Origin of the sequence: Flavobacterium hungaricum, from assembly GCF_015182285.1 — a bacterium.
Taxonomy (GTDB): Bacteria; Bacteroidota; Bacteroidia; order Flavobacteriales; family Flavobacteriaceae; genus Flavobacterium; species Flavobacterium hungaricum.
The window spans coordinates 362320-384682 of sequence record NZ_PRDM01000005.1; the positions used below are offsets into that span (position 1 = coordinate 362320).

The following is a 22363-nucleotide window of genomic DNA, read 5'->3' on the forward strand; positions in this document are numbered from 1 at the left end:
ATTTAATGATAAATTTGTTTTTGGGCTATTCAAAACAAAAAAAGGGCATTTCTTTAAAAAAGTATTCCGAATTTTGTGCTTTGAATTTGAGATCTAAATAGTGTTAAAATCCTGTCTTGAAGAAAGTTCCAACAAATGTTAAAATCACTTACAAAAATATTTAATTTACTGACAATCCCAAGGATTTAAGCAAATCAAATCACAGAAAAATTTAACAATTTTAAGAATTATTTGATTATCAAATGATTACTTTATGATATAATCGTTAAAAGGAGAGAAAAACCCGATGAAAAACACTTTTACACCCAATGAAGCGCTGCAAAAATTAGAACATTTTTGTGCTTATCAAGAAAGATGTCATCAAGAAGTCGCCGCAAAGCTATATAGTCTCAAAATGACACCCGATGAAGCTGATTTTATTATAGTTAAGCTTATTGAGGGAAATTTCCTTAACGAAACCCGCTTTGCCTGCAGCTTTGCCAGAGGCAAACACCGAATGAAAAGCTGGGGCAGAATTCGAATCAAAAACGAACTGAAAGCCAGACAAATATCTGCTGCAAATATTACGCTGGCTATGAAAGAAATTACAATTGAAGAATATCTTTCGACTTTTGAAAATCTAGCGGAAAGGTCTTGGAACATCTTAACGGAAACCAATCAACTGAAAAAACGCAAGAAATTTTGTGACTATCTTCTGCGAAGAGGTTTTGAGAGCGATCTTGTCTATGAAAAAGTAAAAGAATTAGAGAAAAATCAGGGCTGATTTTTTTGTTTAACTTTTCGGTCAAAAATTACAAAATCAGCTATATTCTCATTATCAATTGCTACCGTTTTGAATTATCTTAAATTCCTTACGGATTTAACCATAACCATTGGTTATAAATTATTCCATTCTTTTGGATTTTATAACTAAACTCGCGTTTTTTGAACAAAAAGCTCAAAAAAACACTTAAAAAATTGCTTCAATTTGCGATTTTTCTTATTTTTTAACAGTCAGATTTATAAGAATTTCCATAAATCTGCTGTTTTCATTATGCATTTCGTCGATTATTTTAACATTTCATCGATTAAATAAGGGTTCCTAAAACCCGAACTATTTACCACACGTAGATGTATCTATCTTTGCGACGGCTGTTAAATCCTATGCCCGCATAACAACCTGATAGAAAACATTTAACATGAAGAAAACTTTACTTTTATTTTTATTGTTACCTTTTTTTGGATTTGCTCAAACTGATTTGGTGAGATGGGACAATCCAAACAATTTTACTCCAACCGTTTTAGCTGCTCATGTCACTTCTACAGACATGACAGGAAGTAATCTATCAATGTTGAACTATGTTGGATTTACCGGTACAAACTGGCCAACTGCAAATTCTATCAACTCAAATACTTACATCCAAATATCAATTACAGCAGATGCTGGTTATAGAATTGATTTAACTAGTTTAAAATATGCTTATTTTGACTACGATAATCCGCAAACATGTAGAAAATACCAGATTCGCTATTCTAAAGACCCTTCTTTTCCATCGAATGGAACTTTATTACTAGATAATCAAAGTTCACTAACAGGAAAAAACAATGCTGTTGCAACTTTTCCTGCAAATGTTTTTTTACTTCCTGGAGAAACAATGTACATCCGTTTTTATGGTTACTATAGTGCAAATGGGTGGAATGGTGCTAGATGGGGGTTAATTAGTTCACATCCAGATGTAAACAGTGGAGGAACTTATAGTGTACCAACTATAAATGGAAATGTTAGCATTAACAATCCAACATTAAAAGCCAATAACGATAACGCCACAAGTATAAAAAACAATTTTGTATCAATTAACGTATTATCTAATGATACGCAGGCAGCTAATCCCATTTCTACAGTAACGATAGCTTCTCAATCTGCTAACGGAACTGCAGTTGTTAATGCAGACAAAACAATAAAATTCTCTCCTGCAGATGGATTTACTGGGACAACTTCATTTAATTATACCATTGGAGACGGCACAAATACTTCTACAGCAACTGTAAATGTAACAGTTACTGACCCGACTACTACTGCTTTAGTAAAATGGAATGGTCCTGATACTAAACTGCCAAACATTTTAGTATCTACAAACGCAGTTGGGGCAGAAAGTATGACCAATGGATCTGGTATAACCCTAGATGCTCTTGCAAACGAGGGCTTTAAAGGAAGTCCTTGGCCAACTCAATTTAGTATAGACGCCACAAAATATTTTCAGGTTAGTGTTTCGGCAAAAACAGGCTATAAAATTAAATTGAATGCGTTTAATTTTACTTATAGAGGAGATGCCAATCTTTATGTACAAAGATATCAGGTTCGTTATTCTAAAGATGATTTTGCTACAAGCACTTTGTTAATAGATGATCAAACTGGAACTGGAAAAGTAACCAAATCATTGGATTTATCGAATGTAACTCTTTATCCAGGAGAAAAATTGACTTTACGTATTTATGGTTACAAATTACAATCGAACAAAGACAACAACTCGCCTCTGTTTTTGATTAATTCTAATACTCTTGATGCAGGAAACACTACTCCAACTTTTACAGGAACTGTTTTAAACTATGACACAAATGATTTAAATGCTAATGATGATCTTGTAACGACTCAGGAAAAAAGAGCTGTTTCATTTAATCCATTAACAAACGATAGTAATTACGCAGGAGCAGTTATTACTAATACACAGCCGCCTGCAGCTGCTGGTACGGTTACCCGAAATAATAACGTTTTTACTTTTACGCCTACAGCAACTTTTAAAGGAACGACTTCGTTTACGTATACTTTAACAGCTGGTGCTAAATCATCTACAGCAACTGTATCAGTAACAGTTACCGAACTTACTCCACGATTAATTATCTGGAATGGTGCATTACAGCAGCCAAAAGCTGTGGTAACAGATCCAAATATAACTGGAAATGATATCTCGGCAGCTAGCATGGCTTTAGCCACTTACAGCAACCCAAATTATTTTAATTTAAGTGGTGTAAATGGTACACCGACATTCAATAAAGACAAATATGTACAGGTAAGCATTACTCCTAAAACGAATTACAGACTTACACTTACGCAATTTAGTTTTATTTATAATTCTCCAACAGAAAATAATGAAGGTGCTACTAAATATCAGGTGCGCTATTCTACTGACCCAACTTTTGCCGATGGCGGAACAGTATTGGCAGGAGAAACAAATGCTGTATTAGGAGCTGACACTCAGGTTACCCTAAATTTCCCTGCAAATACTATCGTAACAAGCAGTACCACTCAAACTTTTTATATCAGAATATACCCATACGCGGTACCGAATCAATATAACGGTTATTTCAAAATAAAACATGATTACGGAGGAGAAGTAGGACCAACTATTACGGGTGTTGTTGAACCTTCAAATTTATTGACTGCAAATCCGGACACAGCATCTACAGCTAAAAATACTGCAATCCCGATTGCCATTTTATCTAATGACGAAAACTATAATCCCCTAACTTCTATAACCGTTACACAGCCAAGTACTGGAGGAACAGTTGCGGTTAATGGCACAACAAATGTTACGTTTACTCCAGCTGCAGATTTCGTAGGTACGACTACTTTTACATATACTTTGTTTAATGGAACCGATTATTCTACTGCAACAGTTACTGTAAATGTAACCGCACCACCATGTGCGGCAACACTAACTCCAGGAAATAATTTTTGGAAAGGATATGTGTATACTTATACAGGAAACATTCCTGCTGCAACAACCTATGTAGGAAGTGTTGCAGAAAAAGCAAATTTTGAAAGAAATGTAGAATATGGTACTATTACAGGAGACGCCACAGTTGAAGCAGATAATTTTTGCGGACCTGTTCCTGCAGAAAATTTCCTTGTGCGCTATTTGATGCAGACTACTACTGTAGCTGATACCTATAACTTTACAATTGGAGGAGATGACGGAGTACGACTTTACATTGACGGAAATATAGTAAACGTTAGTCCAGCAAACTCTTGGAGTGATCATGGATACAATACCTATGTAGCGCAAGTTCCATTATCGGCAGGATCACATAGTTTCGTATATGAGTATTATGAAAAAGGCGGCATCGCAAGAGTTTCCTTTTCATATGGCGCTGTAAATGCTGCCAATGCTTCACTTCCGTTTGGAATTAATCAGTGGAATGTATATGGTTTCAATTTACCTGATCTGACATTACCAAGTGCCGCTTTTGCTGGAACTTATGTAGACAAGGATTTAAGCTTTGACAGTCAAAAATTTTGGCCAAAAGGGCAATCACCATCATACTCTCCTGCGTGGCAAGGCGCACCAATGCCTATTGACAATTTTGCTTTAACATACAAACGTGAAGGGTTTCCTTGTGGCCGCTACAAGCTTACTTTTGCAAACTTTGACGACGCTGTACAAATTTTTATTGACGGCCAGGAGGTATACTATTACGATGGTTACAGTCCTAATGCTAGAGAAGTAAATTCACCTACGCTTTATTTCTTAAACCAAAATTCTAGAGTAGAAGTTCGTTTAAGAGAGAACGGCGGAGATGCAAATGTCGCACTAAATTTTGTTGATAACCCTACTACATATGATGGAACAGGAACTTTCCCATCCAATACAACTTCGATTAAAATTTCTACGCCGACTATCTTAAATAATGATCTTCAGGTTTGTTCTTGTACAATTGATGCCGGCGCGAGTTTGACTGTTCCAGACGGAAAAACTTTAACCGTAGATCAAGACTTAAATGTAAACGGTAAACTGATTTTGCAAAACGGAGGATCTCTTTTACAGACTACTTCAAGTAAGGATTTCTATAAAGGTTCTACAACTTCATTCGAATTAATAAGAGATACTCAGCCGGTGCGTCGTTACGATTTTACTTATTGGTCTTCTCCTGTTACGTTTGAATCGAACTTTACGCTTAACAATTTATCACCAGCAACTTTGGGCGACAAATATTATTATTATGACGCTGCTACTTCGGCTTGGAAAATAAACGGAAAAGGTACTATGAGTATGGCTTTAGCAAAAGGTTATAGTGTGAGAGCACCACAGACGTATGCTCTTACAGGTTCTGGTCAGGTTTATACAGCAACTTTTAAAGGTATTCCTAACAATGGAGACATCGATGCTACTACATCAAATTCAAAATGGAACTTAATCGGAAATCCGTATCCTTCTGCTGTTGATGCTGAAAAGTTCATCAATTTAAATTTATCATTAAATGGTGTTGAAACTGGAGCATTGTACTTCTGGACACACAAATCACTTCCTAGCAGCGCTGTTGCAGGAGATGCTAAATACAATTACACCAGCGATGACTATGCAGTATTTAATCTTACAGGTCATGTTGTAACACATAATAATGCAGTTGTGGGTGATGGGTTTATTGCTTCTGGACAAGCTTTCTTTGTTTACCCAACTGGAACTAAATCTATTGTATTTAATAACGATATGCGTGTTGGCAGTAAAAATGGTCAATTTTTTAAGACTGCTAAAACGGATGCTATTGAGAAAAATCGTTTGTGGCTGAATTTTACCAATGAACAAGGTGCTTTTAAACAAATACTTCTTGGTTACATGGACGGTGCGACAAATAGTATCGATCTAAATTATGATGCAGTTACTATGAGCGGTAACAGTTATGTTGATTTTTATACTATAAGTGATGCCGAAAAATTGACTATCCAAGCTCGTGCTTTACCATTTACAGATACTGAAGAAGTTCCGTTAGGATACAAAAGTACTATCGCAGGTGATTTTACAATTTCGATTGATCATGTTGATGGTTTATTTACTAGTCAAGCTGTTTATTTAGAAGATAAAACGAATGGTAAAATTGTAGATCTGCGTGCAGCCAATTACACTTTTACAACTGCTGTCGGAACTTTTACAAATCGTTTTGTTCTAAAATATACTAATAAAACATTAGGAACCGGTGATTTTGAAAATACCGCAGAAAGTGTTTTAATTTCTGTAAAAGACAAGTTGATCAAAATTACTTCTTCGCAGGAAAACATAAAAGACATTCTTATTTACAATATAGCTGGACAGCAGCTTTACAGTAAGAACAAAGTAAACAGCAGTGAGCATCAGATTAGCAATCTGCAGTCTGGCGAACAAGTTTTACTTGCAAAGGTTACGATGGAAAATGGTTACACAGTAACTAAGAAAATTATATTTCATTAATTGATTTAAGAACATACCAAAATCCGGCAGCTAACATTGCCGGATTTTTATGCATAGAGATTAACCTAAATTAAAACAGATTTTAGAGCTTACTTTTTTCAATAAGAAGAAAAAGCAAAAGAGAAAAAAAATAACTAAACCAACCCTAAACCGTCAACCCCATGTCACAAAAATTGCATTTGCACTTTCGTTCTTTTACGATGCATTTTTTAATGTTGTCGTTTTTTTTATTTTCAATAAAGACAACTGCACAACTTAGAATATCAAGAATTCACACAGACTGGAAAGGTTACTGGACATCAAATGACAAAACACTGGTAAACAATCGTCCAGATACTGCCAACAACTTACTTGCCTTTCAGTGGAACGGGACCACCTATTCTACAGGCGTAAACGACAATACTCTTACTACGCAGGGTGTTACTTTCGTTCCGCAAAAATTCAGAGCTTTAAAAATTCAATCTTTAGGTTACACAACCGACACCTATTTTTTACAAGGCTCGATGATTGATGGATCTAACGCTGTCACTAAATTAGAACCGCCTCTTGTAGGGACAACTGCTACTGGTCCAGAACTTGCCGCAAGACTTACCGATGGTGTCAACGGATTAACTCTAGGAACGGGAATCGCAAACATAAAAGCGGGAACTGCCGAATTTAAAATCGGGACGAACAATCTAAACATTACAGGAATCGGAGACGGAAAACCCGATCTTATTGTAACACAAGTTGCAGAACCAGGAGGAACACCAGACAAATTTAAATTTGTTGATGCTGCTGGAAATACTATTGGAACTGAAATATCGGTAAATTTTGTTTCTATCGATGCAGTCGGTACTTACAGTTTAGATTTATTTAGAGCAGACAATGGTGCTCCAGCCTTTACCGCTGCTGACAAAAGAGATATTAGAATGCTCGGAATTGAAACCAGCTCATTTGGTATTACTGCTGCAAATGCTTCTCAAGTAGACCGTTTTGTGGTTACGTTTTCTGGAAACTCCGATTGCGCTTTTATTGCTTTTAATACCGAATCTTTAAAAATTGCCGAATTAAGCATGATCAAAAGTGTTTCAATGCCTTCGGCTTGTGGAAAAGCAGGCGATGTTCTTACCTATTCTTTTGATATTAAAAATACTGGAGAGGTTCCGATCAGCAATATTAGTGTTTCGGATCCGATGGCAGGATTAACTATCGCTGGAAATTCTATTCCGACTTTGGCTGCTGGAGATACCAGAACATTAACGGGAACTTATACTATTACGCCAGCGAATGTTTCTGCAGGAAAAGTAGTAAACTCTGCAAAAGTTTCGGGATCTGATCCGTCATTAAACATTGTTGAAGATGTATCAGGCCATAGTTATACCGATAACATTGCAACTGAAATTATATTACTTCCACCGCCAACTCTTGGCGCAATTACCAATGTCGGCTGTTCTAATCTAGGAAGTATTGAATTAAGCAACCTTCCTGCTGGATCATGGTCGGTACAAAGAACTCCGGGAGGAGTTGTAACGACCGGAACTGGCACCACCGCAACTATTTCAAATATTCCGGTTGGAACGGCTTATTCGTTTACTGTCACCACTAGTTCTGGCTGTAAATCACCTTCATCTGCCCCTTTTAATATTGTAAACCAATCTACTACAACTTGGGATGGTACGGCATGGAGCCAAGGCGCACCAGATATTAACAAAAATGTTGTTTTCTCAGGACCTTATACTATTACCGGCAATATCAATGCTTGTGCGCTAACCGTTAGCGCAGGGGTAAATTTAGTCGTGCCAACTAACGTTACGCTAAATGTATTAAATGCTGTTTCGGTTTCGAGTACCGGATCTTTAACTTTTGAAAACAATTCGAGTCTTGTACAGACTAATAATGTTACCAATACAGGAAATATTATTTACAGAAGAATTACAAAACCAGTTCGTCGATACGATTTTACCTATTGGTCTTCTCCTATTTACAGTTCTGCTTACACACTTAAATCTTTATCTTCTGCAACTTTGGCAGATAAATATTATTATTACGATTCTACCAACAGCACTTGGAAAATAAGCTATAGAGGAGAAATGGTTATGGCACCAGGGGTGTCTTACAGCGTACGCGCACCACAAACTTACAGTATTACAAATGCGGCAACTTATCTGGCTACATTCACAGGAGTTCCAAACAATGGAAACTTTTCTATTACAACAATAGCAGGAAATTGGTACCTAATTGGAAACCCGTATCCGTCGGCAATATCTGCAGATGCTTTTATAAACAGCAATCTACATACAGGAGCTATTTATTTGTGGACACACAATTCTCCTCCAAGCAATGCGGTGGCTGGTGACGCAAAATACAATTATACCAGCAGTGATTATGCCGTATATACTTTAGCAGGAGGCACAGGCACAACAGCTGGTGCAGACAGACCGAATGGTTATATTGCTGCAGGGCAGGGCTTTTTTGTTAACTCCAGCACTGCAACTCCAATCGTATTTACAAACTCTATGCGAAGAGTTGGCAACAATACTCAGTTCTACAAAACTGCCGCAAACGAGGATGGGGATAAAAATCGTTTGTGGTTGAATTTCAGCAACGAACAAGGAGCTTTTAAGCAGATCTTATTAGGTTATATGGAGGGCGCAACCAATAATATAGATACGAACTATGATGCCGAAACAATGAATGCCAACAGTTATGTTGATTTTTATACGATCAGCAATACTAATCAACTGACTATTCAGGCTCGTGCATTGCCATTTGACAACACAGAAACAGTTCCTGTAGGATACAAAACGACTATCGCGGGTGATTTTACAATCGCAATAAATGAGGTTGACGGATTCTTTACTGGACAAGAAGTATATCTTGAAGACAAACTTCTAGAAAAAATTCATGATTTAAGAACTTCAAATTATACTTTTTCTAGTGCAATCGGAACTTTTACAGATCGTTTTGTCTTACGTTATACCAACAAAACATTAGGAAATGAGGATTTCGAAAGTGCTGATAATAATCTTTTGGTTTCAGTAAAAGACAAAATTGTAAAAGTGAATTCGTTAAACGAAAACATCAAAGAAGTTTCTGTTTATGATATTGCGGGACATTTATTATACAACAAAAAGAAAGTGAATGAGACCGAATTATCTATTCAAAATCTACAATCAAGTAATCAAGTTTTATTGGTGAAAGTGACTTTAGAAAATGATCATATCGTTACGAAGAAAATCATATTTCAATAAAAATTAAATAATTACTCCATAAAAAAATCCATTCTGTGATGAAACAGAATGGATTTTTTATTTTAAATCGTTTTTTTAATTGAGTTTTATTCCTCTTTTAACTCATCGATTACTTTTCTGATTTCTCTAGCATATTTTCCGTAATAAGAACGCACCCACCACTCTAAGGTAATTCCCATCCATAAAATCGAAAACGCAACCATTACAAAAACACCAATCAGAAACTGATTGCTAAAATTATCCAATTGAAAACCTGGCTTTAGGGAAAACCTATAGTACAAAAAGCCAACTAAAAACAAAACCAAAAACGGAGTCAAAGCAAACCCGAAAGTTTTGTACAATTCCATATGAAGTCTGATGTCAAAATACGTTTCATAAAGACTGTCCTTAGTTTTTAAATTAATCTTATTTAGTCTCTTATAAAAAATGTAAAGTTTCACCAAATAATACACAGTCACTGACGTAAAAATACTGTAAAGCAAATAAAACGGAACGATCCATTTTGAAGGAAAGTCGAATAAAATTGGTGTGAAGCCCATTAAAACAACAGCTACTGACTGCCCAATTAATTCACCCTTCAAATTTTTTCGGATCTTATCCAAAGGCGTATTTGCCGATTGTATTTTTTCTAAATTATTTGGAACAACTACATTTTCAGTCTTTTCATTGTTCCATGCGTTTTGTATATCGTTAAAATCCATATCCTTGATTTTTAATAATTTCTTTTAATTTTTCTTTTGCTCTATTTAATTTAACCCTGGCATTGCCCTCAGAAATTCCGAGATTATCCCCAATTTCTCTATGAGAAAAGCCTTCTAGCTGATAAAATATGATCGCTTTATCAATTTTTTCAAGCTTTTGAACCGCTTTATAAAAATGCTCCAGCTGACTTTCTTTTATTGCCGAATCCCCTTCATCCTCTTTAATATTTTCTGAAGCTATTTCGTATTTATCAACCTTCTTCTTTTCTTTCTTCAAAAAAACAATGGCTGTATTTACCGCGACTCTGTACATCCAAGTCGAAAACTGGCTTTCATTTCTAAAAGTATCATACGATTTCCATAATTGGCAGACAATTTCCTGAAACAAATCCTGCTGATCATCATGATTGTCCATGTACATTTTAGAAACTTTGTAGAGAATCCCTTTATGACTTTCTATCCGTTTTAAAAATTCTTGCTCTTTCTCTTTCAAAATAAGTTTAGTTCAATACTGGTTTTACACTATACCCTGCTTTTCTTAACAAATCAATTACTCCAAACTCACCTCCCAAATGTGCCGATCCCACTGCAAAAAAGACTGTTTCTTTCTCCATAAGTTCTGGCATAATTTTAATCCAGTTTAAATTTCTGTTGTCCAGAATTTCTTTTTTAGTTTTTTCGCTGGTTACTTTTTTATCTGTGATGATATCATACAAAGCATCAATGTTTTCTTTTTTATATTCCTCAACTAATTTCGAAGTCGCTTCTTGATCCGATTCCTCAAGCATCTTAATCATTTCGTCATTAGAATAAGCGCCTTCTAAAATAGAAAATTGCGATTTCACTGTTTCTAAACCGCCAAAAGTCATGTTTTTCTTTTTCGCCTGTTCAATAAAATCCAATTCATAAAACTTAAGATCGGTACAGCCAAAGCTCTTCATTGATATTAAACTCATAACGGTCATCATATTAAAACCATCTACCTGCTGCACTGTCATTCCCGAAGTACGTTTTAAAATCGCATCTAATTTAGTCAATTGCTCTGGACTTAACTTTTTGCTCAAAGGTTCTTTACCCATGGCCAATTTTTGCATTTCTAACGTTTCTTTTGGATCAGCAAAATTGATTTCTAAAACCAATTTAGATGAAGCATCAAATGCTTTTTTGGTTTTTTCGGTGAGAAAATAATCTCCCGAGCAAATCATATGAACGGTTCCGTACAAGTAAGAAGGCTTTGATAATCCGTTTCCTGAAACTTCCCATAAAAGCGAATTTTCTAATTTTGGTGCATTTTGCGCTTTAGCAGTGATATTAAAAAAAAGTGCTGCTGCGATTACGATTGATTTGATTGCATTTTTCATTTTGTTGATTGATTTAAGTTGCTGATTTGATTGATTTCTTTTTGATGATTAAAACTCCTTTTTAGATTTGTTATATTTATTTCGCTGCTCTGAAGCCACAATTGCTGCTATCACACAGACACCAATAACAAATCCCACGAACTTGATTAAAAAGTAACTTAGAAAGCCTACTAAAAATCCTATTGAAGTGTAAAGAATAATTTTAAAAATGTTTTCTACTGATGAAGTTGATTTTGTTTTCATAATTGTTTGGTTTTATTTGATTACGACTCGTAAGTAATCGAACAATCAAAACGTTACAAAAAAAATTAAAACTTTTTTAAAAAGTGAGGAAATATAAAGCTTAGCGAGAGAATTTTTTACTTCAAATTAATTACCACAGAGATTCAAAAAGTAAAAACACAAAGACACAGTAAATTAACTTTTGAGAATCTTTGCCGAATTTTAGCGAAGCTTTTGGTATAAAATCAAACATAAATACTATCCGCCTTAAGCATTCAAAAATCAGCCAATTTAAGAGCTATATTGACCTAAATGCAAAAAACCGGAGCATTCATAGCTTTGCATTATTTTTCGCCTTTAAAAATCTAAAAAAGAAGCAGGTTTTAAACCTGCTTCTTCAAATTGTTATTCTCCTGCTATAAATGGCGCTTGTTTTATAAAAATAGACTCTTCTAATACCTTAATCATAAAACGGGTAATAGCTGTCGCTGCAATTCTCTCGCCAAGACAATCTTCCAAACTTATCAAAATTTTAGATGAAGGAACATTAAAGTCTATGAACGGTACACGAACTAGAGTCCAATCAATATTACTTTCAACTAAAGCATCATAAGCCTTCTGACGATCTTCTTGAATTTCTGGAAAATTAGTCTTCATGTAATTAGTCGCAGAAATTGTTATATCGCTTTTTTTATCAAATGGCGTATCAACGTTTAAACCCGCCAGCAGAATATATCTTTTAATTGCATATTCTTTCATGACTTTAAGAATATTTCCTGTTGCTTTCAAAGCTGTTAAAGGTTCATTTTGACGCTGTCCTAAAGTACTAATAGCAACATCACAATCTTTCAATAAATCTCGGATACAATTCATCTCAAGAGCATCTCCTTTGACAATTTCTATTTTAGGATTTTGAATGGAAAAATTTTCAGGATTTCGAAGTAACACTTTTAAATCAAATCCTTTTTCTAATAATTGGCGAACAAGATGATTTCCTGTTCTGCCATTACCGCCAAGTACGGCAACTTTTTGTATATTTTTCATATAATCTCTTTATAAAATTTTGACATAAAAATTTTTGCTTCTTTATCGACGAAGAAGCAAAATATAAAAGCTTACTGAGCTTTTACAAATGATCAAATATTTTATAAAGAGATTTTAATACTTCAAAAATAATAAAATAAAAAAAAGCCAGACAGTATTTGTCCAGCTTTAACTTATTTCTTAAAATCTAAATTATTCAAAAACTAATTAACTGTATAAGTTACAGTATTACTTGTGGCACTTTTAATAATGTATTGTGTAGTAGCAGGATATCCGCGATTAGCAAGATCACGTTCAACCGCTGTAAGTGGCGACTCACAACAAACTCCTAGCCACGGAGCTGTATATGTTGGCCCAAAAACAACTTCAATCCCTTCTTGATTGTCGATAGAAGCTTTAGTAATATCATTAGAACCAAAAGACATAGTTCCAAAACCTAATGCCGTTAACAGCATTCCTAAAAATACTTTTTTCATAATTACTTTGTTTTTTGTTAATATACTTACAAATATATTTAAGACAAAGTAAAATGCTACAACATTTTTAAGTGGTTATTTTGGTTTCTTGTTAATTTTATGAAAGATCTCAGGCATTTTGGTATTACAAAAAAAGCCAGACAATACTGTCTGGCTTTTAAAAATATTCTGTAATTGTTTTAGTCAACTAATACAATTATTTTATTGTTTTTCATTTCGATAGTTCCTGAAGTAATCTCCAAAGTATAGGTTTGGTCATTTACTTTCGTGAATTTATCTGCGGCCTCTTTAGAAAAATCAAAGCTTGGTGCTGCGATTTTAATAGTTCCTTTTTCTAAAATAGAAACGATCGGCGCGTGGTGATTCAAAATCTGAAAGCTTCCATCAACTCCTGGTAAAGTAACTGATGTTACTTCTCCTGAAAATAATTTAGCTTCTGGTGATACTATTTCTAAAATCATATTTTTTAAGTTAGAAGTTATTTGTTAAAAGTTAAAAGTTACGAAACGTATAACCTTTAACTTCTAACTTTTAACTTTATTTTTATGCTTCAGCTAACATTTTCTCTCCAGCTTCGATTGCATCTTGAATCGAACCTTTTAAGTTGAAAGCAGCTTCTGGAAGGTGATCTAACTCACCATCAATAATCATATTGAATCCTTTGATAGTATCTTTAATATCAACCAATACACCTGGGATACCTGTAAATTGCTCTGCTACGTGGAATGGCTGAGACAAGAAACGTTGTACACGACGTGCTCTTGATACAGCAAGTTTATCATCTTCTGATAACTCCTCCATACCTAAGATCGCGATGATATCTTGTAATTGTTTGTATTTTTGAAGAATTTCTTTTACTCTTTGTGCACAGTTATAGTGCTCATCTCCTAAGATATGAGGAGTCAAAATTCTTGAAGTAGAATCTAACGGGTCAACCGCAGGATAGATACCTAACTCAGCAATTTTACGAGACAATACTGTTGTTGCATCTAAGTGCGCGAAAGTTGTTGCCGGTGCCGGGTCAGTTAAATCATCCGCAGGAACGTAAACCGCCTGTACAGATGTAATAGATCCTTTGTTTGTAGAAGTAATACGCTCTTGCATAGCTCCCATCTCTGTTGCCAATGTTGGCTGGTAACCTACTGCAGAAGGCATACGTCCTAAAAGTGCTGATACCTCAGAACCTGCTTGTGTAAAACGGAAGATATTATCAACGAAGAATAATACATCTTTACCTTGATCAGATCCAGCTCCATCACGGAAATACTCAGCGATAGATAATCCTGAAAGTGCCACACGTGCACGAGCTCCAGGCGGCTCATTCATTTGTCCGAAAACGAAAGTCGCTTTAGAATCTCTCATTCCCGGCATATCTACTTTAGATAAATCCCATCCTCCATTTTCCATAGAGTGCATGAAATCATCACCGTATTTAATAATTCCTGACTCTAACATCTCACGAAGTAAGTCATTCCCTTCACGTGTTCTTTCTCCTACTCCTGCGAATACTGAAAGTCCACCGTGACCTTTTGCGATATTGTTGATCAACTCCTGAATCAATACTGTTTTACCAACACCAGCACCACCAAACAATCCAATTTTACCTCCTTTTGCATAAGGCTCGATCAAATCGATTACTTTGATACCTGTAAATAAAACTTCAGATGAAGTTGATAAATCTTCGAATCTTGGAGCTTGTCTGTGAATTGGCAGACCATTTTCTCCAGTTTTTGGCAAGTTTCCTAAACCGTCAATTGCATCTCCTACAACATTAAATAATCTTCCATATACATCTGGACCGATTGGCATTTGGATTGGATTACCAGTTCCAACTACTTCATATCCTCTCGACAAACCGTCTGTAGAGTCCATAGAGATTGTACGAACAGTATTTTCTCCAATGTGAGATTGTACTTCTAGAACTAAAATAGTTCCGTCTTTTTTATTGACTTCTAGAGAATCATAAATTTTTGGAAGTTCAACATCTTTACCGTTGAAAACTACGTCAACTACTGGTCCAATGATTTGAGCAACTTTTCCTATTACTTTTGACATTACTTATGTGTTTATTAAATAGCTATTTAGGTTTATCGAAAATACCTCTTTTTTCAGAGCGCAAAGATAATTTTTTAAAATATAAAATCAATTTTTTTTTCATAAAAAATAGCATGATTTTGTTTGATTCATAAAACTTACCCGAAAAATAACCAAAACAGCATTTTTTTTATTAAAAGAAAAAACCGCTGCATTTTAAAAATGAGCGGTTTTTTATAACTTTAAAGCATCTCTTTTTATGGAAGTGTTGCCGGATATTGGATTGGATAAATACCTAAATCAACATGACGAAGTGTAGCACCATACTTTGCATTAATTGCATCGATAAAAACATTAGCAATCAACCCATAACCTCTTGCGCTTGGGTGAACTCCATCTAAAGAGAACGCTCCGCCTGTTGCAAAAGAAGAACTCATTGTAAAATTTCCAAATCTAATTCCTCCGTTTGCCAATTGTGTTAAAGTTGCTTTTGTATTCACAAACGCCAGGCCTTTTTCTTTAGCTGCCGCCTCGATTGTTACATTATACGCATCTGTCGCTTTTTTGATTTCCGCAATTTCCGTTGGGATTAACACATGTTTATCTTGTAAAGGATAAGAGATTCCAAATGCGTTTAATGGCGCTGGAGGTGCCATTCCAATTCCAGAATTAGCCGCCGTTGGCGCTGTTCCAATATCTGCTCTTGTAGTCAACACTACTAAATCAGTAGCTTTAGCTTGTCTCGCTTGTCCAAAAACAGCCCCATAAAAAGCAGCTGTCTGCGCCCCCACTAGTGGCGTAAATTCAGTAATTAAACCCACAGTCAAATTCTCAAGAGACTCATCTTTTATCAACATAGGACTCGCGCCAGTTTCTGAAAGAAGGTTAATTCTATCCCCAGCACCCAACTTAGTCAAAACTAATTTCAAAGGACCATAAAGCTGTGTGTTAAGAAGTTTAATTGTAGCCACACCTACAGCTTCATTATTTTTTCCAATCAATTTAGGAGTAAGAGGATTGTACGGAACAGTTGTAAAATGAGGCAAAGCCGTAATATACGGCAAATTAGCCACAACTCCTTTTGCACCTTTCGCAGTCAAAGAAGTCACTAACCCCCCGTATACATTTGCAAAAACCGCTGGATCTGTAATATCATTTGATCCGTAAGTCGCAGGATTCGGATTTCCTGTCTGATCTTTCCCGGTTCCTCCAGAAGTTGCATAAGCCAAAACATCATTTCCTCCAATAAACAAAGAGAAAAAAGTCGGATCCTGCGCCAAAGCATCAGCCAAAACTGTTGTTGAAGGCGTACTTGCAAATCTTGCAAAATACGGATTCGCCGCTCCAGTCGCTACTCCAGCTACATTACCATAGTTTGCAGCCAGTAAATGAAAACTTTTTGCCCCAGGAACACCTAAGTTATTAAATGTACCTGTAAGACGAGCCGTTATCTCTGTTGTTGGTTTTCCTTGAACATTTGTTGGAGTCTGAGTTTCTCCAACAAAATAAAGACGTGTTCCGGCAACAACATTTCCACCTAACAACAAACCTCCAATATTATCATTCATTAATGGCTGCGTAAAAGATCCTCCTCCAGCAGCAACAAATTGCTGTGACAAAATATTTGGATACGAATTCTCCTGTCCTTTCTTAAATAATGCATTATCACTATATCCCGCCGCAAAAGAATCACCAAGTGCAATATATTTTGTAAATACAGCAGAGCCCGGCGTTACTGGAACTTCTGCCTGTGCATCATTATTATCATCATTATTACAAGCAGCCATAACGGTTAAAGAAACCAATAAAAGCCATTTTATATTTTTTTTCATCTTAATACTTTTTAAAATTATAACCTTTTCATTTCCATTACAAATCCATTACGGATTAATTGTCCAAGATGCAAACCACATTTTACCGATTGCTCCCGCTCCAATAACCTGAAGGTAATCTGATCCAAAAAGGTTTGTCGCTCCAACTTTAATAACTGATTTCCATTTTGGAAGCGCATAATTTATCTGAGCATCAAGCACTGTATTTTCTGGTATCATTCCGTCTCCAAAAGAAGATTCCCATAGATATTCAGAATTCCATCTCACATTCACGTTAAACCCTAAGTTTTTAATTACTTTGGCATTTCCTAAGGAACCTTTAATCCTGTGTTTTGGAGTATTAAATCCAGCTACGAAATCTGGATCTTCTGACTGATCAAAGTTAAATTGAGAATAATTATAATTAACTCCCACTTCAAAATCCTTATAAACTTTTTTATTCAATCCTATACCAACACCAAAAGAAGAAATCTGCGCTGTTGTATTCGTATAAACCTGATAGACTCTTCTGTCTCCAAAAGCAAGCGCTTGATAAGTTTGCTGCACCGCTGGATTCGTTGGATCTGTACCCACTGTTCCGTAATAAGGAGAAATTACTCTTGCAGTGTTCATGAAGTCATTGTAGATATTATAGTAAGCATTCAAATCTACCGATAAATCATTTTGAATAACAGTACGATATCCTGCTTCAAAAGCCTGAACCTGCTCTGGTTTCACCAATCCTATATCTGCAATTTGAAGATCACTTGGATTTGCAGAAGCAGCAAAAGCCTGAACCGAAGCTACTGTATACGCGTTACGATACGCATTTTGACCTGACATTCCGATAGTCGCCGGCTGTCCTGCCGCTTGTCCTGCTGCACTTACGTTTACCGTTTCTTGAAAACGATCTAAGTTTTCAGGCGCTGAACCGATTAATGCAAACGGCCCTAAATCTAAACCAATATACTGATCTTGTGTAGTTGGGTTACGGAAACCAGTTTGATAAGACAATCTGAAATTATGATTTTTGTTGGCTCCTGCTGAATATACAAATGATACTCTTGGAGAAATATTTCCGTCAAAGTTCTGACTTTTATCGTAACGCAAAGATCCTGTAAACTTCAATCTGTCGTCTAAGAATTTTTTCTGAAGCTGCGCATAAGCACCGTATTCTTTATATTCAATCGGACCGTCATAATCTGTAAAAATAGTTCCTTCAGAATCCATTACATATTTTCTCCAAGATCCTCCAACTTGAATTTCAGCAAATTTGATAATATCTTTAAAATTATAATTCACATCTGAGTGATATAATTTTGAGTGATCAATAAATTTAGCTCCTTTTGTCAAATCTGGATTTGCAACTGCAGTTGCAAGCGCTTGATTGAATTGTGCACTTCCCGGTTCGAATCTTGCAGCACCTGTTGGTTTTGGAATAAATGAAATTTGAGCCGGCAAAACATTATAATCGGCAAAGTTTCTTGCAATAGAAGCAGATTGATTTGCATCTGTTCCCATTACTGCTCCTGCATACTGATACGCAGTTGCATAATTTGTAAACCATTCTTGATCCGATTTTGCGGCTCTGTTTACATTCCAGGCTGCAAATCTCATATCATAAGAGTTTCCGGCATCTTCACTTGTAAAATACACTCTACCAAAGAAGTTTTTCCCTTTTACCTCAAACTTACCTTGCTGCATTAAGAAATCTTTTAACGCATAACGGTTTGCTCCTTGATAAATAGTACTTCCTGTTCCAATTTTATATTGCAATATAAACTCTGTTTCGTTTGCCCATGGCTTGATGTGCGCACTAAAGTCAGCTTTCATACTCTGAACTTTATTATCCGTCAAGTCCTGCTCACGGTAACCCGTTCTACTCACCTGCCCCACATTCGGAATAAAAGTAGTAACCTCGTCACCATAAATATTCAATCCGTCATAATTCTGGTTCATGTCGTGACCAACAGAACCGCCTGTCATACTTCTTGTATCATTTGCAATCCATTCGCTCGCTTCCATATAAGTAAAGTTAGCTTTTAAAGCAAAATGTTTCGTGAAAGCTTTTGCCGCTCTAATTCCAAAATCATTATAATCATTTGTTCCTGCAGCATTTTGAGTAGTCTGTCCATATTTGTAATAAACACTGATTCCTTCATTAGTAAACGGACTTTTACTAGTCATAAACATAATTCCGTTGAAAGCATTCGCTCCATAAAGAGCAGAAGAAGCTCCTGGTAAAAGCTCCACACTGGCAACATCAATATCCGAAACTCCAATAAGATTTCCCAAAACAAAGTTTAAGGCAGGAGAAGAATTATCCATACCATCAACCAACTGCATAAAACGAGTATTAGCAACTGTTGCAAAACCACGGGTATTAACAGACTTAAAAGAAATACTGCTCGTATTGAAATTTACCTCTTTTAAATTTTCTAAACCGTCGTAAAAAGTTGCCGCTGTGGTATTTTTAATTTCCTGAATCCCCATTCTTTCAATAGTAACTGGAGACTCAATTACCCTTTCAGGAGTTCTAGAAGCAGAAACTACAATTTCATCTAGTTTTGTTTCTTCGTCTTTTAAAACAACAATTAGTTTTTGGCTGGCCGAAGTAACGTTAACTATTTTACTTTCAAATCCAATTGCCGTTACTTTTACCGAGAACGGAAGTTTGGCAGTTGTACTTAATTTAAATGTTCCGTCAAAATCGGTAGACGCTCCGGTATTATCTCCGACGACAACAATATTGGCACCTGGAATAGATTGTTTGTTACTGTCTGTAACCGAACCGGTAATTGTATTCTGCGCAAAACAAATTCCGCTGAAAAACAACATAATTAGTAAGTAGACTCTCATGGGTTAGTTTTATTGGATTAGTTATTCGTTAGTTTATATAGCCAAAATACGTAAATATTTTAATATGTATAAAAAAAAGTTAAATAAAATTAATATTTAATACCAATTTGTACAATATTTTAACTATTTGCTAATTCAATTTATTAGAATAAAATCAAATAAAACCGACAGAAAAACCAACTTACTATGCATACATATAAATTTTATTCAAAATAATGAATATTTCATAAAAATACATATCCGTAATTTTTTTTTTGACAATAAAAAAAAGCGAGACCTAAATCTCGCTTTTTTAACATTGTTGGATTTTCCTGAATTTCTAATTTTTTAATTCAACTTTTTCTAATTTGGTTTTTAATTCCATTATTTGTTTGCTCTGATCAATCAAATACAAAGTCAATTCTTCAATTTTTTGAAGCAGTTTGGCATTCATTTCACCTAAATTGATTCCGTTTTGCAAAACTTCGTTTTCACTTGGAATATTCTCTAGACGCCCTTGTAACATTTAACTTTTGCCCATAAAAAAAAGCGAGACCTAAATCTCGCTTTTTAAATATGTTTATCTAAACCTTATTCTACGGTAACTGATTTTGCCAGGTTACGCGGCTGATCCACATTACAACCTCTCATAACAGCAATGTAGTAAGAAAGTAATTGCAACGGAATTGTAGTAATAAGCGGCGACAATGCATCTGAAGTCTCTGGAATTTCGATTACATAGTCTGCCAGCTCACGAACCTGCGTATCTCCTTTGGTTACAACAGCGATAATTTTACCGCTTCGAGATTTGATCTCTTGAATGTTACTTACAATTTTATCATAGTGACCTTGTTTAGGTGCAATTACAATAACAGGCATCAACTCATCAATCAAAGCAATCGGACCGTGTTTCATTTCTGCTGCAGGATATCCTTCAGCATGAATATAAGAGATCTCTTTTAGTTTTAAAGCTCCTTCTAAAGCTACTGGGAAATTATACCCGCGGCCTAAGTAAAGACAGTTTGGCGCATCTTTAAAAGCCGCAGCAATTTCTTTTGCTCTATCGTTAGTTTCTAAAGCTTCTGATACTTTTGTCGGAATCAATTCTAATTCCTGCAAATAAGCATGAAAATCTGGATTTGACAAAGTTCCTTTTGCTTTTCCTAATCGCAAAGCAATCATGGTTAAAACAGTAATCTGAGTTGTAAATGCTTTTGTTGAAGCTACTCCAATTTCTGGTCCTGCGTGCGTGTAAGCACCTGCATGACTTTCTCTAGAAATAGAAGAACCTACTACGTTACAAACACCAAATACAAAAGCACCGTTTTCTTTAGCCAGTTTAATAGCTGCCATTGTATCTGCCGTTTCTCCAGATTGAGAAATTGCAATTACAACATCGTCTTTATTGATAATTGGGTTTCTATAACGGAACTCAGAAGCATATTCTACCTCTACCGGAATTCTGGTAAATTCCTCAAAGATATATTCTGCTACTAAACCAGCATGCCAAGAAGTACCACAGGCAACAATAAGGATGCGTTTAGCGTTTAAGAATTTTTCCAAATTATCTTCAACACCTGCCATTTGAACGATTCCTTCATTTGCATGAAGTCTTCCACGGTAGGTATCTTTGATCACACTTGGCTGTTCGTAGATTTCTTTTAACATGAAATGATCGTACCCACCTTTTTCAATCTGCTCCAAATTCATTTGAAGCTCTTGAATGTAAGGATCTACCAAAGAGTCGTCTTTGATTTTTCTAACTTTTAGAGGCTTGTGCAATCTGATATTTGCCATTTCGCCGTCTTCAAGATATACTGCATTAGAAGTATATTCGATAAATGGTGAAGCATCAGAAGCAATAAAATATTCTCCTTCGCCCACACCAATTGCCAACGGGCTTCCTAGTCTAGCAGCAACAATTTCGTTCGGATTTTTTTTATCAAATACAGCAATAGCATAAGCACCCACCACTTGGTTTAAAGCGATCTGGACTGCTTTACCCAACTTGATGTTTTCTTTTTTCTGAACTTCTTCAATAAGATTTACAAGAACTTCAGTATCTGTATCCGATTTAAAAGTATAACCTCTTTTTATTAACTCTTCTTTTAATGGCGCATAATTCTCAATAATTCCGTTGTGAATAATCACTAAATCACCAGAATTAGAAAGATGAGGATGTGAGTTTACATCATTTGGCACCCCGTGAGTAGCCCAGCGTGTATGCCCGATTCCGATAGTACCATTTACAGTAAGATTCTCTTTTGCTTTAGCTTCAAGATCTGAAACCTTACCTTTTGTTTTACAAAGTTTAACACCTTCGTTTGCGTCATACAACATCACTCCGGCACTATCATACCCTCTGTACTCAAGTCGCTTTAATCCTTTTATTACAATAGGATAGGCTTCTCGATGACCGATATATCCAACAATTCCACACATA

General features: G+C 35.6%; 15 protein-coding genes. 3 read left to right on the forward strand and 12 right to left on the reverse strand.

The features are described from left to right. The first annotated feature begins 286 nt into the window (after positions 1–286). From C4F50_RS20965 to C4F50_RS20975, 3 genes are all read left to right on the forward strand, one after another. Positions 287–763, forward strand: coding sequence for a regulatory protein RecX (locus C4F50_RS20965; RefSeq protein ID WP_194140598.1), 477 nt, complete (start codon positions 287–289; stop codon positions 761–763). A 415-nt stretch (positions 764–1178) separates the two neighbouring features. After that, the gene (locus C4F50_RS20970) at positions 1179–6200 is read left to right on the forward strand and encodes a DUF8693 domain-containing protein (protein ID WP_194140599.1); all 5022 of its coding nucleotides are present in this window, start codon (positions 1179–1181) and stop codon (positions 6198–6200) included. Between the two features lie 161 nt (positions 6201–6361). Further along, positions 6362–9433 carry a DUF8693 domain-containing protein gene (locus C4F50_RS20975; protein ID WP_194140600.1) on the forward strand — a complete coding sequence of 1024 codons (3072 nt, stop codon included), beginning with the start codon at positions 6362–6364 and terminating at the stop codon, positions 9431–9433. 86 nt (positions 9434–9519) lie between these two features. Here C4F50_RS20975 and C4F50_RS20980 read toward each other — a convergent pair whose 3' ends face one another. From C4F50_RS20980 to glmS, 12 genes are all read right to left on the reverse strand, one after another. Continuing rightward, entirely contained in the window at positions 9520–10134 is a 615-nt protein-coding gene (locus C4F50_RS20980) for a hypothetical protein (RefSeq protein WP_194140601.1), read from the reverse strand. After that, positions 10124–10627 (reverse strand): RNA polymerase sigma factor, encoded by a 504-nt coding sequence (locus C4F50_RS20985; protein ID WP_194140602.1) that lies wholly within the window; start codon positions 10625–10627, stop codon positions 10124–10126. Before C4F50_RS20985 ends, C4F50_RS20980 begins: the two co-directional genes overlap by 11 nt. Positions 10628–10634: 7 nt before the next feature. After that, positions 10635–11495, reverse strand: a complete 861-nt coding sequence (locus C4F50_RS20990; RefSeq protein ID WP_194140603.1) for a TraB/GumN family protein — start codon at positions 11493–11495, stop codon at positions 10635–10637. A gap of 48 nt (positions 11496–11543) precedes the next feature. Then, positions 11544–11738: a hypothetical protein gene (locus tag C4F50_RS20995; RefSeq protein WP_194140604.1), complete on the reverse strand. Its 195-nt coding sequence runs from the start codon at positions 11736–11738 to the stop codon at positions 11544–11546. 384 nt (positions 11739–12122) lie between these two features. After that, positions 12123–12761, reverse strand: a complete 639-nt coding sequence (locus C4F50_RS21000) for an NAD(P)-dependent oxidoreductase (RefSeq protein ID WP_194140605.1) — start codon at positions 12759–12761, stop codon at positions 12123–12125. Between the two features lie 203 nt (positions 12762–12964). Beyond that, positions 12965–13216 (reverse strand): hypothetical protein, encoded by a 252-nt coding sequence (locus C4F50_RS21005; protein ID WP_194140606.1) that lies wholly within the window; start codon positions 13214–13216, stop codon positions 12965–12967. 200 nt (positions 13217–13416) lie between these two features. Then, positions 13417–13698 carry a F0F1 ATP synthase subunit delta/epsilon gene (locus C4F50_RS21010; protein ID WP_194140607.1) on the reverse strand — a complete coding sequence of 94 codons (282 nt, stop codon included), beginning with the start codon at positions 13696–13698 and terminating at the stop codon, positions 13417–13419. 82 nt (positions 13699–13780) lie between these two features. Beyond that, on the reverse strand, positions 13781–15292 hold the full coding sequence (gene atpD, locus C4F50_RS21015; protein WP_194140608.1) for a F0F1 ATP synthase subunit beta: 1512 nt from the start codon (positions 15290–15292) through the stop codon (positions 13781–13783). 236 nt (positions 15293–15528) lie between these two features. Continuing rightward, a complete protein-coding gene (locus C4F50_RS25730; RefSeq protein ID WP_228012103.1) occupies positions 15529–17103 on the reverse strand; it encodes an SGNH/GDSL hydrolase family protein in 1575 nt (524 codons plus the stop codon). 48 nt (positions 17104–17151) lie between these two features. Beyond that, a complete protein-coding gene (locus C4F50_RS21025) occupies positions 17152–19941 on the reverse strand; it encodes a TonB-dependent receptor (RefSeq protein ID WP_194140609.1) in 2790 nt (929 codons plus the stop codon). Positions 19942–20260: 319 nt separating this feature from the next. Further along, positions 20261–20446, reverse strand: coding sequence for a hypothetical protein (locus C4F50_RS21030; protein WP_194140610.1), 186 nt, complete (start codon positions 20444–20446; stop codon positions 20261–20263). Positions 20447–20511: 65 nt separating this feature from the next. After that, on the reverse strand, positions 20512–22362 hold the full coding sequence (glmS, locus tag C4F50_RS21035) for a glutamine--fructose-6-phosphate transaminase (isomerizing) (protein ID WP_194140611.1): 1851 nt from the start codon (positions 22360–22362) through the stop codon (positions 20512–20514). Position 22363: the final 1 nt, after the last annotated feature.

Excerpts from the sequence above, each read along its gene's own strand:
- C4F50_RS20965 (WP_194140598.1), top strand. The coding sequence starts at position 287 with ATGAAAAACACTTTTACACCCAATGAAGCGCTGCAAAAATTAGAACAT.
- C4F50_RS20970 (WP_194140599.1), top strand. The coding sequence starts at position 1,179 with ATGAAGAAAACTTTACTTTTATTTTTATTGTTACCTTTTTTTGGATTT.
- C4F50_RS20975 (WP_194140600.1), top strand. The coding sequence starts at position 6,362 with ATGTCACAAAAATTGCATTTGCACTTTCGTTCTTTTACGATGCATTTT.
- C4F50_RS20980 (WP_194140601.1), bottom strand. The coding sequence starts at position 10,134 with ATGGATTTTAACGATATACAAAACGCATGGAACAATGAAAAGACTGAA.
- C4F50_RS20990 (WP_194140603.1), bottom strand. The coding sequence starts at position 11,495 with ATGAAAAATGCAATCAAATCAATCGTAATCGCAGCAGCACTTTTTTTT.
- C4F50_RS20995 (WP_194140604.1), bottom strand. The coding sequence starts at position 11,738 with ATGAAAACAAAATCAACTTCATCAGTAGAAAACATTTTTAAAATTATT.
- C4F50_RS21000 (WP_194140605.1), bottom strand. The coding sequence starts at position 12,761 with ATGAAAAATATACAAAAAGTTGCCGTACTTGGCGGTAATGGCAGAACA.
- C4F50_RS21005 (WP_194140606.1), bottom strand. The coding sequence starts at position 13,216 with ATGCTGTTAACGGCATTAGGTTTTGGAACTATGTCTTTTGGTTCTAAT.
- C4F50_RS21010 (WP_194140607.1), bottom strand. The coding sequence starts at position 13,698 with ATGATTTTAGAAATAGTATCACCAGAAGCTAAATTATTTTCAGGAGAA.
- atpD (WP_194140608.1), bottom strand. The coding sequence starts at position 15,292 with ATGTCAAAAGTAATAGGAAAAGTTGCTCAAATCATTGGACCAGTAGTT.
- C4F50_RS25730 (WP_228012103.1), bottom strand. The coding sequence starts at position 17,103 with ATGAAAAAAAATATAAAATGGCTTTTATTGGTTTCTTTAACCGTTATG.
- C4F50_RS21025 (WP_194140609.1), bottom strand. The coding sequence starts at position 19,941 with ATGAGAGTCTACTTACTAATTATGTTGTTTTTCAGCGGAATTTGTTTT.
- C4F50_RS21030 (WP_194140610.1), bottom strand. The coding sequence starts at position 20,446 with ATGTTACAAGGGCGTCTAGAGAATATTCCAAGTGAAAACGAAGTTTTG.
- glmS (WP_194140611.1), bottom strand. The coding sequence starts at position 22,362 with ATGTGTGGAATTGTTGGATATATCGGTCATCGAGAAGCCTATCCTATT.